The organism is Bacteroidales bacterium (assembly GCA_013141385.1).
In the GTDB taxonomy this organism is placed as follows: Bacteria; Bacteroidota; Bacteroidia; order Bacteroidales; family Tenuifilaceae; genus UBA8529.
Genome location: JABFRB010000015.1, coordinates 93,142 through 107,021, shown reverse-complemented (window position 1 = coordinate 107,021; position 13,880 = coordinate 93,142). Strand labels below are relative to the sequence as shown.

The 13,880-nt window shown below is 34.8% G+C and carries 19 protein-coding genes; all 19 read left to right on the top strand.

Annotated features, from left to right (window positions below; all coding sequences use genetic code 11):
• Positions 1 to 169: 169 nt before the first annotated feature.
• A complete protein-coding gene (locus HOO91_08555; GenBank protein NOU17595.1) occupies positions 170 to 673 on the top strand; it encodes a GNAT family N-acetyltransferase in 504 nt (167 codons plus the stop codon).
• 274 nt (positions 674 to 947) lie between these two features.
• A complete protein-coding gene (locus HOO91_08550; protein ID NOU17594.1) occupies positions 948 to 1,442 on the top strand; it encodes a hypothetical protein in 495 nt (164 codons plus the stop codon).
• A gap of 430 nt (positions 1,443 to 1,872) precedes the next feature.
• Entirely contained in the window at positions 1,873 to 2,247 is a 375-nt protein-coding gene (locus HOO91_08545; GenBank protein NOU17593.1) for a hypothetical protein, read from the top strand.
• Between the two features lie 464 nt (positions 2,248 to 2,711).
• Positions 2,712 to 3,125 carry a hypothetical protein gene (locus HOO91_08540; protein ID NOU17592.1) on the top strand — a complete coding sequence of 138 codons (414 nt, stop codon included), beginning with the start codon at positions 2,712 to 2,714 and terminating at the stop codon, positions 3,123 to 3,125.
• 31 nt (positions 3,126 to 3,156) lie between these two features.
• The gene (locus HOO91_08535; protein ID NOU17591.1) at positions 3,157 to 3,303 is read left to right on the top strand and encodes a DUF805 domain-containing protein; all 147 of its coding nucleotides are present in this window, start codon (positions 3,157 to 3,159) and stop codon (positions 3,301 to 3,303) included.
• 259 nt (positions 3,304 to 3,562) lie between these two features.
• Positions 3,563 to 3,967 carry a hypothetical protein gene (locus HOO91_08530; GenBank protein ID NOU17590.1) on the top strand — a complete coding sequence of 135 codons (405 nt, stop codon included), beginning with the start codon at positions 3,563 to 3,565 and terminating at the stop codon, positions 3,965 to 3,967.
• 143 nt (positions 3,968 to 4,110) lie between these two features.
• Entirely contained in the window at positions 4,111 to 4,377 is a 267-nt protein-coding gene (locus HOO91_08525) for a hypothetical protein (protein NOU17589.1), read from the top strand.
• A 224-nt stretch (positions 4,378 to 4,601) separates the two neighbouring features.
• The gene (locus HOO91_08520) at positions 4,602 to 5,168 is read left to right on the top strand and encodes a M23 family metallopeptidase (protein NOU17588.1); all 567 of its coding nucleotides are present in this window, start codon (positions 4,602 to 4,604) and stop codon (positions 5,166 to 5,168) included.
• An 87-nt stretch (positions 5,169 to 5,255) separates the two neighbouring features.
• A complete protein-coding gene (locus HOO91_08515; GenBank protein ID NOU17587.1) occupies positions 5,256 to 6,392 on the top strand; it encodes a hypothetical protein in 1,137 nt (378 codons plus the stop codon).
• Positions 6,393 to 6,865: 473 nt separating this feature from the next.
• Positions 6,866 to 7,303: a hypothetical protein gene (locus HOO91_08510; protein ID NOU17586.1), complete on the top strand. Its 438-nt coding sequence runs from the start codon at positions 6,866 to 6,868 to the stop codon at positions 7,301 to 7,303.
• A gap of 325 nt (positions 7,304 to 7,628) precedes the next feature.
• Positions 7,629 to 8,159: an isoprenylcysteine carboxylmethyltransferase family protein gene (locus HOO91_08505; GenBank protein NOU17585.1), complete on the top strand. Its 531-nt coding sequence runs from the start codon at positions 7,629 to 7,631 to the stop codon at positions 8,157 to 8,159.
• A 277-nt stretch (positions 8,160 to 8,436) separates the two neighbouring features.
• Entirely contained in the window at positions 8,437 to 8,811 is a 375-nt protein-coding gene (locus tag HOO91_08500; GenBank protein NOU17584.1) for a cupin domain-containing protein, read from the top strand.
• 65 nt (positions 8,812 to 8,876) lie between these two features.
• On the top strand, positions 8,877 to 9,299 hold the full coding sequence (locus HOO91_08495; GenBank protein ID NOU17583.1) for a GNAT family N-acetyltransferase: 423 nt from the start codon (positions 8,877 to 8,879) through the stop codon (positions 9,297 to 9,299).
• Positions 9,300 to 9,553: 254 nt separating this feature from the next.
• On the top strand, positions 9,554 to 10,393 hold the full coding sequence (locus HOO91_08490; GenBank protein ID NOU17582.1) for a CPBP family intramembrane metalloprotease: 840 nt from the start codon (positions 9,554 to 9,556) through the stop codon (positions 10,391 to 10,393).
• Positions 10,394 to 10,693: 300 nt separating this feature from the next.
• Positions 10,694 to 10,879 (top strand): hypothetical protein, encoded by a 186-nt coding sequence (locus HOO91_08485; GenBank protein NOU17581.1) that lies wholly within the window; start codon positions 10,694 to 10,696, stop codon positions 10,877 to 10,879.
• A gap of 191 nt (positions 10,880 to 11,070) precedes the next feature.
• Positions 11,071 to 12,015: a hypothetical protein gene (locus HOO91_08480; protein NOU17580.1), complete on the top strand. Its 945-nt coding sequence runs from the start codon at positions 11,071 to 11,073 to the stop codon at positions 12,013 to 12,015.
• Positions 12,016 to 12,281: 266 nt separating this feature from the next.
• The gene (locus tag HOO91_08475; GenBank protein NOU17579.1) at positions 12,282 to 12,617 is read left to right on the top strand and encodes a type II toxin-antitoxin system RelE/ParE family toxin; all 336 of its coding nucleotides are present in this window, start codon (positions 12,282 to 12,284) and stop codon (positions 12,615 to 12,617) included.
• Between the two features lie 8 nt (positions 12,618 to 12,625).
• On the top strand, positions 12,626 to 12,940 hold the full coding sequence (locus HOO91_08470) for a helix-turn-helix transcriptional regulator (GenBank protein ID NOU17578.1): 315 nt from the start codon (positions 12,626 to 12,628) through the stop codon (positions 12,938 to 12,940).
• A 232-nt stretch (positions 12,941 to 13,172) separates the two neighbouring features.
• Positions 13,173 to 13,826, top strand: coding sequence for an HAD family hydrolase (locus tag HOO91_08465; GenBank protein NOU17577.1), 654 nt, complete (start codon positions 13,173 to 13,175; stop codon positions 13,824 to 13,826).
• Positions 13,827 to 13,880: the final 54 nt, after the last annotated feature.

Below are 13,880 nucleotides of genomic sequence, written 5' to 3'. Positions count from 1 at the left end.
CACAACCGGCAGTACATAAACCATAGGGGTTTCAGAGGTTTGCAATGTTCGCAGTTTTTTGGTAGTTTTGGTCACGGTGGATTGGGACGCGGGTTTAAATCCCCTACGGTTCATACCGCCAACCGTTAGTGGCAAGCATACGCAACGACACAACATAAACAGAAAATCAATGGAAATAAAATATAGACTTGGTTCAAATTCTGATAAGGACAAACTTCAAAAATTAGGTTTGATTTCCTACGGACAATTTAAAAAGGTCTTGACAGAAGAAAATTGGAATAAATTTAATTCATTTTTAACAGGACAAAACACTTATATTGATTTACTTAAAATATCTAATTGTTTTGTTTGTGAGACAAAAGAAGAAATTATTGGTATGGCTTATTTAATACCAAAAGGGCATCCAACTGACATTTTCCAAACAGAATGGAGCTATATTAGAATGGTTGGTGTAAATCCAAATTTTGGTGGAAATGGAATTGGCAAAAAACTAACACAGATGTGTATTGATTATGCAAAGGACACAAAAGAGGAAATCATAGCATTGCATACTTCAGAATTTATGGATATAGCGAGTCACATTTATGAAAGTAGAGGTTTCAAACAAATCAAAGAACTTGAGCCAAGATTTGGAAAAAAATATTGGCTTTACCTTCTTGACTTAAGACGATAAGTTATTTTCAAAAACGGATATGATAATATGAGTATGAAATCATAAATGAGCACCATAAATGATTTAAAAGAAATGCCAGTCACTAACAACAGCTCATACGCAATGCGGGTTTCAGAGGTTTTGCAAGTTCAGTTCTCGCAGGCAAGTTTTGTCTCGGTTGATAGGGACGTAGCCACGCAATCCCGCACTGCGCATAGCTGCGACCGTTAGGTGCAAGTTGACCAGACGACCCGTCAGTGCGACACGAAGTGATAAAACTAATAGGATAATAAAAATGAAAGACTTCAATCATTACGTTGACAAATACAAAGAACAACTTGACAAAGGCGATATTCAAGAAGCCTACGTTGGACTTGTTAAATATGTAACAAGACTTGGTACAACTTTGTCAAATAACCTTTCAGAAAGCTACTCATTTGGCAGCCTTTTTCAAGGATATATGGACTATACTTATTTTTATTACTCCAACGACTTTTTGAAAAAGAGAAAACTGAAAATGGGACTTGTGTTGAACCATAGAAAGATGCAGTTTGAAATTTGGCTGTTAGGACAGACAATTCCAATCCAAGAAAAATATTGGGAATACTTTAAATCGACAAAGTGGAATAAAGACAGAACGACCAGACCTCAATATTCAATTCTTGAAACTGTTCTAATAGAAAAACCAAACTTTAACGACTTGGAAAAACTATCAAAACAAATTCAAGACAAATTAGTGCTTGTGACAGATGAAATTATACAAGACATAAAAACAAGTAAATTGAACTAATGAGACAAACAAGACCTGCACCTAACAGCGGTTTTGCGTTATGGGGTCTGACGCACTTCGTAGAAACATTTGTACAAGATTCAACTTTTGTGCTTCGTATGGATATTTGTGCTAAAAATCCCCCACAACGCAAAGCCGCAAACCGTTACCTGCTATGTTGGACGACATCGCAACAGGATAATTTGAAGTTAAGGTCGGGGTTGTCCCTCGGAGACACTTATGGGAAGTCTTTTTATAACTTAAAGGGTCTGTTTTCATAGCAATTTTTTTTCCTGAGACAGAGCAATATTACAGTTTAGGATATTTATTTTTCTTTATAAATGCAGACAAGAAATAGAATCTTAAATGCTTGCTTTACAGCAAGGTGAAACTAGTTCATAGGCAATTAAAATACATAGGAAGGAAGTTGATTATGGCAAACACTTACTATTTGAGCGACAAAGCAGACAGAAGGATTCGTTATATAGCATGGGCGGTGGCACTTATTTGGGCATGTTGGTGGATATTCTTCAGTTTGGCATCTGGTATTCAAAAAGGATTGAGTTTGGTAGGAGTTTTATGTTACCCCAAATACACATGGGGCTTTCTGGTTACCGCAATTATAGCATGGCGATGGTGGACTATCGGAGGAATTGCCTTAGTATTGGAGGGATTGTTCCTATTCATTTGGTATCCTATACAGTACAGCCATTTTTCGTTCTCCATGATAATCTCTGTGCTATCTATTTTTGCTTTGCCTCCATTGGTAGCAGGATTTTTATTCCTTTCAAACAGGTGGAGATCTGGAAAAGAGGGAACTCTATAAAAGTTTATATTGGACACGAGGTATGTAAAGTCATCAGGGGAATGTCCATTCGGTGATAAGTTCGGAACTGAATTTCGTCTCGACAGTTTTTCAACGGACTACTCTTTCGTTTGATAAAATAAAAGAATAACAAACAATAATTAGAACGGATAGCGACAAAAACAAAAAAACACAGCAGGTAACACGTGGCAAAATCTATTGGGGCTGATGCGTAGATAAGCAAGTTTTTAGTGCTTTAGTAAAAGTTTACCATGGGATAGATGTTCGGCTCTTAACTCCCCAACAGCTCTTGCCACGGAAACGTTATGGGCAAGTTTGACAAACCAAGACATGGTCTGCGAAAGCCAAAGGACTGACCACCCAGAGTGACAGAAAAGAAAAATAGTGGAGACCAGAAAACCACTTCAAAAACGGGGTGAAACTACCAAACCAAATAAGTAGGAAAATTAAAAAAGGGGAAAATTATGAAAATGAACTTCGTCAAATGGGTTCGAGACGGGATTGCACATCCTCGGGTAGCCATCTACCTGAAGATCGTGGCGGTGCTGATGCTCCTGAGTGCCCTGTCCCATTTAGGGAGCATTATGGGCATCATCGGCGGCTCCTGGGTGGCTAAACCCTGGCTCTTCCGAGTAGCCGACTTGCTGTTGCTGCCCATCAGTCTAGTCATGGCCTGGGGACTTTGGAGGTCCATGTTCTGGGCGGTGGTTGCCTGGCTGGCAGCGGTGGTACTCTTTCAGGCCGTTCCGTTCCTGCTCTTCGGTGAGTACTTCGCTTCCGATCCAAGCGAACAGACGATGCACTACGGCCAAGTGGGATTCCACGTCATTATGTTGGGTATCCTCATCGTGCTTCTGCCTCGCAAGAAGGGAAGTTGACCTCGGAAGCCGTGAGGAGCTGACAGGGAAGATGAACAGGAACGTGTTGGCGATGGTCCAATATGAACTATTTTTTTTAGCCATAATTATTCCTAGTTTAGCTGTTGGTGTTAGAAGATTACACGATGTTGGAAAAAGCGGTTGTATGAAGTTTATTGCCGTAATTCCATTAATTTGAGCAATTTGGCTATTAGTTCTTTTCTGTACAAAAGGAGTTGCAAATCAAAATGAATATGGGTGAATCTGAAAAAATAACTTCTAACTTGGAGAAAACCAGCCCATAACACGTGGTTGAAAATATTGGGGTTGATGCGCGGATAAGAAGGTTTTTAGTACTTTAGTAAAAGTTCACCGTGGGACGGATGTTCGGTTTTAACTCCCCAACATTTCCAACCACGGAAACGTTACCTGCCATGCTAAAACAAAGAACTACGACAATGGAAACAATAAAAATTAACACAGATTATTTACCAACTTCGAGAGTAATTAACGAGAAAGAAGAAAAAAACGCCAAGGTATTTGATGTTGAAATTAAGCTGCCCGACAGCATAGTGAAAGCATATTATATTTTACCAACAAATAAGATTACCAATGGTAATATTCTATACACTCACTGGCTTTCTACTAAACCAGATGCTAATAGGATCCAATTTCTGAAAGAGGCAAATGAGTTGGGAAAGCAAGGTTTTTCAAGTCTTTTAGTGGATACGCTTTTCGCTAACTGGCCTAAAGCAAAGAAAAAGTGGACTGGAACTGACGCTCAATTTGATAGAGAACTTGTTGTTGAACAGATACAACAATTAAGATATTGTTTAAAATGGCTCATGTCTCAACAAAATTAGGAAAATAAAAATGTTATACTTGTCGGACACGATTTTGGAGCTATGTTCAATACGCTATTATTGAGCCACGAGCAAGACATTACTGCATTTGCCTTTATAGCAGGAATTGGTGATTTTAGCGATTGGTCTACCATGCGAAAAAAATGACAGAAAACGAAAAAACGGACTACTTCAAGCGAATGAGAAAAGTCTCGCCATTAGAGCATATTGCACATGGAATTGATGTTAATTTTCTGTTCCAGTTTGGTAAGAAAGACAAATCATTCGCCCCAAATGAGAAATCTGAAGAGCTGATTTCAAAGGTCAACTCAAAATTACTTCAAGTGAAGTATTACAATGAAGGTCATGCAATACATTTAAATGATGAAGCTACATCTGACAGGATTAATTGGATTAAATCAATTATATAGTAAAAAAGATGGATATTACATGGTTTCCCAACTCATGGATAAGGATACGAAAAGATAATCTTGTCATTTATTTTGACTCTGCATATCTGACAATATACTTCAAAGGTATGCGGACAAGACAGGGTTTTCAAAATGGCCTAATCCGAACGACGGTTTTACAATTTTCTTGAAGCAAAATAATGAACCTAAATGTTAAAAACATGAAAAACAAAAATATAATTAATATGAGTTACATAATCTTTGCTCTTTTTTTTCTCCTATCATGCAATTTGGATTCGTCCGACGATGGAAAACCAATAGTCACCGATGTAAAGTACGTTTTGCCCTATCCTGTCGGGAAAATTTATACCTGTACACAAGGCTTTAACAGTTCACCATCGCACTTTGGTACGTTTTACTATTCAGTTGATTTCGGGATGTCAATTGGAACGCTTATTACTGCAACTCGAAGTGGCCGTGTCGTTTATGTGGTTGAAAGTAATTCGGATAGTGATCAAACACCAGGACATGAGAATGTTGTGATAGTTTTGCACGAGGATACAACTTATGCACGATACGTTCACCTGACGTACAATGGAGCGCTAGTCCATGTAAATCAAACTGTGACACCTGGCGACACCATTGGATTGAGCGGTAGCTCGGGAACAAATGGTGGTCCTCATTTGCACTTTGATGTCACAAGAACCTTTACCGGTAAGAGCGATCAGACAATTCCGTTTTACCTCAAGAATACGAGCCCGCATCCTAATGGACTACAAAGAGGTGTTGCATATGAAGCAATGCCGTATTGATTTCGATACAAAAAGTTTTATAGGTCGTTAAAGTCAGTTAAACAGCTAATTAACAAAGCGAATAATTATTAAACTCAATAGGAAACAATGAAAACAATAAAACAAATTCTATTTATTCTTTTGCTGTTTTTATCTTTTACTGATATCAACGGACAGACAAATCAAGGAAAATTGATCCATACAATTATCCCAGCTCCATCATTATCAAATAATCTACTCTATATACCTACAGAACAATATATAGCTGTTTATCTACCACCATCTTACGATACAACCGAGAAATCCTATCCGGTTGTTTACTATTTACCCGGTTTTGGTGATTATGTAAATTATTATACTCAATTCGGTGTTTTACAGGGATTTTTTCTGAAAAATTCCATGGATGATTTAATAAACAGCCAACAAATAAGTGAAATGATAGTTGTTATAGTAAATGGACAGCATTTTAGTGGTGGTAGTTTTTATGTTAATTCTTCTGTTACAGGAAATTGGGAAGATTTCGTTGTTAAAGATGTGGTAGGATATATTGATAAGAATTACAGGACTATTAAGGAAGCAAAATCAAGAGCTATCGCAGGGCATTCAATGGGAGGCTTCGGAGCATTAAATATTGCCATGCATTCTCCAAATGTATTTAGTTCAGTTTATGCTTTAGCACCAGGATTATTTGATAAGAATGGTCTTAAAAAATCCAGTTTATTTAGCGATGAGGAAAGAATTAACAAATACCTGACTTTAAGAAATCTATTCAAAAAATTGCCCACCGATAAAGCAAGAGCAAAATTTATTAACTATGCATCAAACCACATGATGACAACCAACGACTTTTACACTGTCTTCGATTTAGCATATGGAATGGCATTTGCCCCAAATCCAAAAGTCAAGGTGCCGTATATTGATTATCCTTATACTTACAAGGACAATAAACTGGTTGCAAATGACTTATTGCTTAAAAAATATAAAAATGGTTTTGGCGGATGGGAAGAAAAAGTTAAAACATACAAAACCAACTTGCAAAACCTTCATGGAATAGTTATAGATGTTGGAAATCAGGATGATTATGTTTGGATCAGGGAAGGGTGTGATTATGTCCATAAATTATTAAATGAAAATGGCATTAAAAATGAGTTAATTATCTATGACGGTCAACATCAGGATAAAGTTAAGGAAAGGATTGAAAAACATATGTTGCCGTATATTTCCAAAATGTTTGATAATCCATAATTCAAGGATTAGTGATTAGCACTATCTAAAGTTGAAATTAAAATTGAAAATGTTATTTTGTATTAAACACATAAGACTGAACTTCGTTAATAAGCAACACAAGTAGGTATTGTATTATTCAAAAATAAGACAGCAGATAAAATTTTCAAAGCACAGGCAGGTAACAAAGTGTATATGCCATAAGGGTTTTAGTGGGTATTCAAGCGTTGTAGCCCGCTCAAACTTTCGTGTTGGGGGACAGGATACTGCCCCGCAATCCCTTACGGCACATACACTCGACCGTTAGCACACATTTAATGACGAAGCATGAAAGCTTCTTGGAACAACTTGATAGCGAAATCTAAACATATTGACCAGCCAAAATTGACTGACATTGAAATCCATTTTTCGTTTGCAGGACAAATTCATCAACAAATAAGAAATCTGCCAGACGGAACGAGAGTTAAAGTAGAAATAAAATAAACATGCTGACTATGAAATTAAGAGTAGAACTTTCTCAGCGTGCGGATAGATATGAGAAAAAATATATAGCAACGCTAATTCATGGGAATATTGTACTTGACGATAAAACAGAATTACCTGGGTGCAAAGAAAAATTTATACAATTTATTGCAGGGTATTCACCGATTTATATAGAAGAATCGCAAGGTAAAGTGAATACTCGCCTTCGCTACCCTGTTTTTCGAGGTAAATGTGATAATAATTATTTATACTGTAAACTTAACTGGTTTCAAAGACAAAAACTCAGTATAATAACACGACAATCTTGGTTTCATCAATATCCAATAGCAACATGGGCATTAATAATTAATACAATATTTCTAATTGCTAATTTAGTTTTTGCATATTTAAATTTTAGAAGTAGTTCTCGAAATATTGAATCAAATTATCTTAAAACTATTAACAAATAAATAGAATTTCAGAATATTCAAATGAATTTATATGAGAAACAAATAGAAAAAATGAATGAACAAATCTATAAATTTCAAAATGATTCTTTATCAAGATAAGAAATAAATAAACGTGTGCTAACACGTGGCAAAATCTATTGGGGCTGATGCGTAGATAAGCAAGTTCTTAGTACTTTAGTAAAAGTTTATCGTGGGACAACGATGCTGCTTCGAACTCCCCAACGTATTTTAGCAGCAAACGTTAGGCAACATTATTCTGGACAGTAAATCATCATGCTGATGAGTAAAATAATTAGAATTAAAATAACCTGAAAGGAGGAATGCTATGAATAAAGATAAAAAAATGATATTAGGATATATTACAGGAGGATTACTAGTTATTGGATTAATGCCTTCAATTATTTATATTATTACTTCGCTATTGGATAAAGTATATAGAGTAGAAATTTTCCAGAATTCAGTAATAAAAGGGATTATTATAATATTGCTATTAATAATAGGAATAATATATGGAATTTGGTCAATAATGATTCAAAACATTATTGGGAAAGGAGGGCCTGTAGAAATAGGAAATATAGAAATAAGTCCTAAAACAGAGAATCTCGTTGTATCTGGACCATATAAAAACACAAGAAATCCTATGCTATTTGGAACGTTTTTAATATATCTTGCTTTTGCACTATTTATTAATTCAATAACTTCTGTAATATTAGTTTGTGCAATTTTTGTTTTTATGTTGTCTGTTGTTGTGAAATTGGAAGAAAAGAGATTATTAAAGGATTTTGGAAATCAATATGAAGAATATCGAAAAAAGGTATCAAAGTTCATTCCTTGGTTTCAACGAAAAATCAGATAGGAAAAATTCGCTATTCAATTTATATTTCAATAATAGATTGAACGAACATATGATAATATGGAAGTGAAAGCTCGAAAAATAACGTTGCCTAACAACGGGTCATAAAACATGCCGGTTTCAGTGGGTTTGCAAGCGTTTCGTCCCGCATTAAGTTTTGTATCGTGGGATAGGGACGCATCTCCGCGATCCGGCACGTTTCATACCCGCGACCGTTAGCAGTCATTGTATAAACACTCGGAAGCATAACTAAATTGACAAAATTTAATACTAAGAAATTATGAAAAAAATTCAATCAATTAATGTTATGGAGAAATTTTCATTGTTTGACAAACAATGGACTCCTCATATCATTGGCGAACTCAATGGACAGTATGTAAAACTTTGCAAACTCAAAGATGATTTCGTATGGCATAGTCACGAAAATGAGGATGAACTCTTTATGATATTCAAAGGGACACTATTAATGGATTTTAGAGACGGAAGAACGGTTGAAGTTAAAGAAGGTGAAATTTTGATTGTTCCTAAAGGCATTGAACATAGGCCACGCACTAATGGGGAAATAGTATTTAATCTGCTTTTTGAACCCAAGGCAATATTACATACTGGAAATGTTGAAAGTGATATGACAGTTAAAGAATTAGGTTGGGTTTAAGATTAACAAAAATTAGACTTTTTTACATTAACTCTGTTATTATAAAATATAAATAATTTGTACAGATGAACTTACGGCTACAACTTGATACGACAAATGTTAATTGGGACTTGGTGGTTGACATACTTCAAAAAGTTGGTATGGCGTATCATACGCCCGAAATTCATAAACGAGCATTTAATAATAGTCATACTGTTGTATTTATGTTCGATGAAGAAAACCTAGTAGGTTTTGGGAGAGCTTTATCAGATGGAGAATATCAAGCTGCCATATATGATGTTGCCGTACTACCTAACTACCAAGGAAAAGGGATAGGTAAAATGATAATTCAAACCATTGTTGAAAATATCCCTAATTGCAATTTTATTTTATATGCTTCTCCAGGAAAGGAAATGTTTTATGAAAAAGAAAATTTCAAGCGAATGAAGACAGGAATGGCTTTGTTTATTAATGGTGAAAGAATGCAAAGGAATGGATTTACAGAATAGAAAAAACAACGAACCGCTAACAGCGTATTTATTGGCTTCGCCGAACTCGCAAAAAAACGCTCGGTTGTATTTGGGCTGATAAGGTTTTGGTAAGTTCAACGCTTTTAAGTAGCTTTATATCGAGGGACAAGAAAACAGTTTCAACCGACCGAAGGGAGCTCAGCGCAGCTAGCCTCCCAAACACAACAAATACGCAAAACGTTAGCAGTCATTGTAAAAAAACGATATCCACCAACTATAATTAAACGAAAAAAATGAAAACAAAATTAAAAACACTGGGTGTTATTTTACTTGCAACAGTAGGAGTGGGGATACTTGTTCTTATTTTTAAAGGTAGTGGATCATATGCGCAAAAGCATTTAAATGAATTGGTTGGAAATGCGATTATGCTATTAATGCCAATTTCTATATTCTTTTATGTTCTTATTTTCAATAAAAAATATAATCATTTATCAGGAAATATTATAGGATTTTATCCACATAAGTTTATAAAAAATATTGTTTTGGGAATAACATTGGCATTAGTTATTTTGCTAATAGCATTTATAGTTGCTTCAATACTATTTGGGGTTCAGTTTGAATTTACTGCCATAAAGCCCGATTTGGGCAAATCCCTTTTGGGGCTTATAATGACTAATATAATAATTGGTGTTTGGGAAGAATCTTATTTTAGAGGGTTGGTTTTAAATACGCTATTGAAAAACAATTTCGGATTTCATATCTCACTATTTATTTCATCATTACTGTTTTCGATTTTACATTGGGGTAGTTTCAATATGGCCGAGACGTCATATTTTTCGTACATTGGCATTGTGTTTTTGGGTTATATTTTTGCTATTCTATATATCTATTTCAATTCTATATGGATTGTAGTTTCCTTTCACTTCTTTTGGGATGTTATAGCTCAATTTATCTCAGACCCAAAAGATAATAAAATAGGTCTAGTGGGAATAAAAGATTACGCCATGAATTCTAAAAATATAGATAATGCTGAGGTTTTGGTTTTAGGCATATTTTTAGTATTACTTATGTATTTTATATTAAAAAAAGAATCTAAAAATATTCAATCATATATAACAAACGTAATCAGGTAGAACGTTGAAACATTTAATTAATTTTTTGAAGAGCAACGAACTGCTAACAGCGTATTTATTGGCTTTGCCGAACTCGCAAAAAAACGCTCGGTTGTATTTGGGCGGACAACGCATTTGGAGTTCTTAACGCTTTTTGGTAGCTTTACTACTGTGGGATAAGAAAGCAGTTTCAACCGAGCGTTTTGTGCAAGCTCGCCGAAGGCAACCGAACGTAGTGAGCTCAGCTAAACTCCCAAACACAACAAATACGCGAAACGTTAACACCAATGCTCAAATTACAAAAATCATGATATTTTGCAAATGAGATTTGACATAGATAGACAAACAATTAATGATTTGGAGTTATTTGAAAAAAAAGGTGAAAAATCTGTTTTCTCACTTTTTAATTACACTAAATCGATTGGAGGTAGAGAGTGCCTGAAGAGGATGTTTTCTAATCCATTTACCGAGATTGATTTGATAGAGCAACGAATTGAGATTATTTAAGGCTTTCAAAATATTAATTGTGATTTTGAAATTGATAAGGAAAGCCTCGATTTTATTGAATATTATTTGTCTCAACAGAATAAAACAAATCATTATTCAATAATTGATTCCTATATAAAACAATAAACTATAGAATAAGGCCAAGGAATGAATATTATATTATTCAAAGAGGAATTAGGTTTTTAGTATTTTTGCTCAATGAAATTTACGATTACTCAATAGATTCAGAACAAACAAATACTTCAGAATTTTTAAATAATTGTAAGCAGATAATCCGTGAAAAAATAGGAAGTACATCATTAAAGACGGTATTAGGATTAAAAAATCGATTGAAACTCTATCCACACGAATATGGAGAACTAGATTATCTCTTTAGAAAATCAGAATTACTTAATATTAGAGATTTGCTGGAGATAATATATGAAATTGATGTTTATAAATCAATTTCATTTGCAGCGAATAAGAATGGATTAACTCTACCAACATTTACTAATAAACCTAACTGTTTTTATGCTCAGGAAATATTTCATCCATTTCTTGAAAATCCTATTGTTAATGATTTTGAATTTGTTGTCGATAGAAATATCTGTTTCATAACTGGGCCGAATATGGCTGGTAAATCTACTTTTTTAAAGGCGGTAAGCATCTCAATATATTTGTCGCATTTAGGATTTCCAGTTCCTGCTAAAAGCATGGAAACATCTATGTTTAATGGATTATTAACAACTATAAACCTTTCCGATAATATAAATAAAGGTTATAGCCATTTTTATAATGAGGTTTTGCGAGTTAAATATGTTGCCGAACGGATTAATCAGGTTAGTAATATTTTTGTTGTCTTTGATGAGCTATTTAGAGGAACAAATGTTAAAGATGCTTATGAGGCTTCATTGGCAGTAATTACTGCATTTTCCAAATTAAATAAAGGAGTATTTGCAATATCAACGCATATTATTGAGGTTTCGGATAAATTGAGTGATAATTCATCAGTATTTTTTAAATATTTTGAAGCGAATTTAGTAAACGAAGAACCACAGTATAATTATAAAATTAAGGATGGCGTTACAGACGAGCGGATTGGAATGCACATATTAAAAAAGGAGAAAGTCATTGAAACAATTGAAGGTGCTATATAATAATTGTGCACAAGAACTTATAACTATCATTTAAAACAACCAAAATGCACCCGAAAACCCACAACATACTATTTGACACCGAGTGCCCTCCCGATAAAAAGCGTCAGGGCAGGTTTTGAGAGCTCACCGAAGGTAACCGACCGAAGGGAGCTCGACGAAGTCAACCTTCCAAACGAAACCAATTTGCAAACGTTGGCAACCATAAAAATTTCGCCGAAATGTTTCCCTGTAAGGATACAATGAATATCTTTGTCAAAAACTAAAATATGAATTTCAGATTTGATGTTGAACTATTGGACGGAATTACTGAGTTTTTGGATTCATTGGATGAAAAAACTCGTGAGAAAATCTTTTACAACATTTGGAAATCTCGTATGGTAAATGATTCTGAATTATTTAAGAAATTGTCAGATGACATTTGGGAGTTTAGAACTTTATACAAAGGGAATCATATAAGACTTCTTTCGTTTTGGGATAAGAATTCAAAGATTCCAAAAATTGTAGTTTGTACGCATGGGTTTGTAAAGAAAGATTGGAAAGTACCCAAACAAGAGATTGAAAAGGCAAGGAGTATAATGAAAATTTATTATAGCGCTAAATAGGAGGGATTATGAAAAAACATACACTAGAAGAATTAACAGACAAGTATATTGGTAAAGTTGGTACTGCCAATAGAGAGAGATTTGATTTTGAATTACGTGCTGATGTGATTGGCGAGATAATTAAGAAAGCTAGAATTGAGCAAAACCTGACTCAAGAGCAGCTAGGACGTATTCTTGGAGTTCAAAAGGCTCAGATATCGAAAATTGAGAATAATTCTAAGGATGTAAGATTTTCGACTATTTTGAGAGTATTTGATGCGCTCAAAGCACATGTGAATTTAACTGTTGAATTACAGAGCCATCAACTAATAAAAATAACATAAAACTTGCGGTTGCCAATAGCTTGGCTACACCGAACTCGCACAAAACGCTCGGTTGTATTTGGGATGATGACGCATTTGGGTTCAACGCTTTTTGCTAGCATTACTAACGTGGGATAAGAAAGCAGTTTCAACCGAGCGTCCTCCCGATAAAAAGCATCGGGACAAGTTTTGCGAGTTCACCGAAGGTAAACTCCCAAGCGCAACCAACTAGAAACCTTTTTAAACAACTAAAATGCACCCCAAAATCCAAAACATCCTATTTGACCTTGATGGTACGCTAACCGATCCGAAGGAGGGAATTGTTAATTCAATACTGTATGCGCTTGATAAACTCGGTATTCAAGAAAATAATATCAACGAGCTGGATACATTTATTGGACCACCGCTTCGAGGTTCATTTTTAGTAAGATATAATCTCTCCGATAATCTTGCGGATAAAGCGGTGACTTTTTATCGGGAGTATTTTTCCGATAATGGACTCTACGAAAACCAAATATACCCTGGGGTAGTGGAACTATTGGAGTTTCTTGTCTCTCATAAATATCAATTGTTTTTGGCAACATCAAAGCCAACTATATATGCCGATAAAATCCTTCGACACTTTAATCTTCACAAATATTTCACAGGAATTGTTGGCAGTAATCTCGACAATACCCGAACCGATAAATCAGAAGTAATTGCGCATGTAGTTTCTACTTGTAATTTACAACCAACAAATTCCATAATGGTTGGTGATAGAAAGCATGATATAATTGGTGCTAAAAATAACTCTATGAGGTCTATAGCTGTAACGTATGGGTATGGTTCGCTTGAGGAAATTTCAATACAGAAACCTGATTTTATTGTGAGTAGTTGCAATGAATTGAAATTGTTATTTTCGAATTAACTGCCTATACGATATTGTTAAACTGACAATTATTAAATTGTAAACCAATTCTAA

Coding starts and splice junctions, on each gene's coding strand:
- HOO91_08535 (NOU17591.1), top strand. CDS start 3,157: ATGAACAGGAACGTGTTGGCGATGGTCCAATATGAACTATTTTTTTTA.
- HOO91_08525 (NOU17589.1), top strand. CDS start 4,111: ATGACAGAAAACGAAAAAACGGACTACTTCAAGCGAATGAGAAAAGTC.
- HOO91_08510 (NOU17586.1), top strand. CDS start 6,866: ATGAAATTAAGAGTAGAACTTTCTCAGCGTGCGGATAGATATGAGAAA.
- HOO91_08520 (NOU17588.1), top strand. CDS start 4,602: ATGAGTTACATAATCTTTGCTCTTTTTTTTCTCCTATCATGCAATTTG.
- HOO91_08540 (NOU17592.1), top strand. CDS start 2,712: ATGAAAATGAACTTCGTCAAATGGGTTCGAGACGGGATTGCACATCCT.
- HOO91_08550 (NOU17594.1), top strand. CDS start 948: ATGAAAGACTTCAATCATTACGTTGACAAATACAAAGAACAACTTGAC.
- HOO91_08495 (NOU17583.1), top strand. CDS start 8,877: ATGAACTTACGGCTACAACTTGATACGACAAATGTTAATTGGGACTTG.
- HOO91_08505 (NOU17585.1), top strand. CDS start 7,629: ATGAATAAAGATAAAAAAATGATATTAGGATATATTACAGGAGGATTA.
- HOO91_08555 (NOU17595.1), top strand. CDS start 170: ATGGAAATAAAATATAGACTTGGTTCAAATTCTGATAAGGACAAACTT.
- HOO91_08500 (NOU17584.1), top strand. CDS start 8,437: ATGAAAAAAATTCAATCAATTAATGTTATGGAGAAATTTTCATTGTTT.
- HOO91_08485 (NOU17581.1), top strand. CDS start 10,694: ATGAGATTTGACATAGATAGACAAACAATTAATGATTTGGAGTTATTT.
- HOO91_08515 (NOU17587.1), top strand. CDS start 5,256: ATGAAAACAATAAAACAAATTCTATTTATTCTTTTGCTGTTTTTATCT.
- HOO91_08465 (NOU17577.1), top strand. CDS start 13,173: ATGCACCCCAAAATCCAAAACATCCTATTTGACCTTGATGGTACGCTA.
- HOO91_08470 (NOU17578.1), top strand. CDS start 12,626: ATGAAAAAACATACACTAGAAGAATTAACAGACAAGTATATTGGTAAA.
- HOO91_08475 (NOU17579.1), top strand. CDS start 12,282: ATGAATTTCAGATTTGATGTTGAACTATTGGACGGAATTACTGAGTTT.
- HOO91_08490 (NOU17582.1), top strand. CDS start 9,554: ATGAAAACAAAATTAAAAACACTGGGTGTTATTTTACTTGCAACAGTA.
- HOO91_08530 (NOU17590.1), top strand. CDS start 3,563: ATGGAAACAATAAAAATTAACACAGATTATTTACCAACTTCGAGAGTA.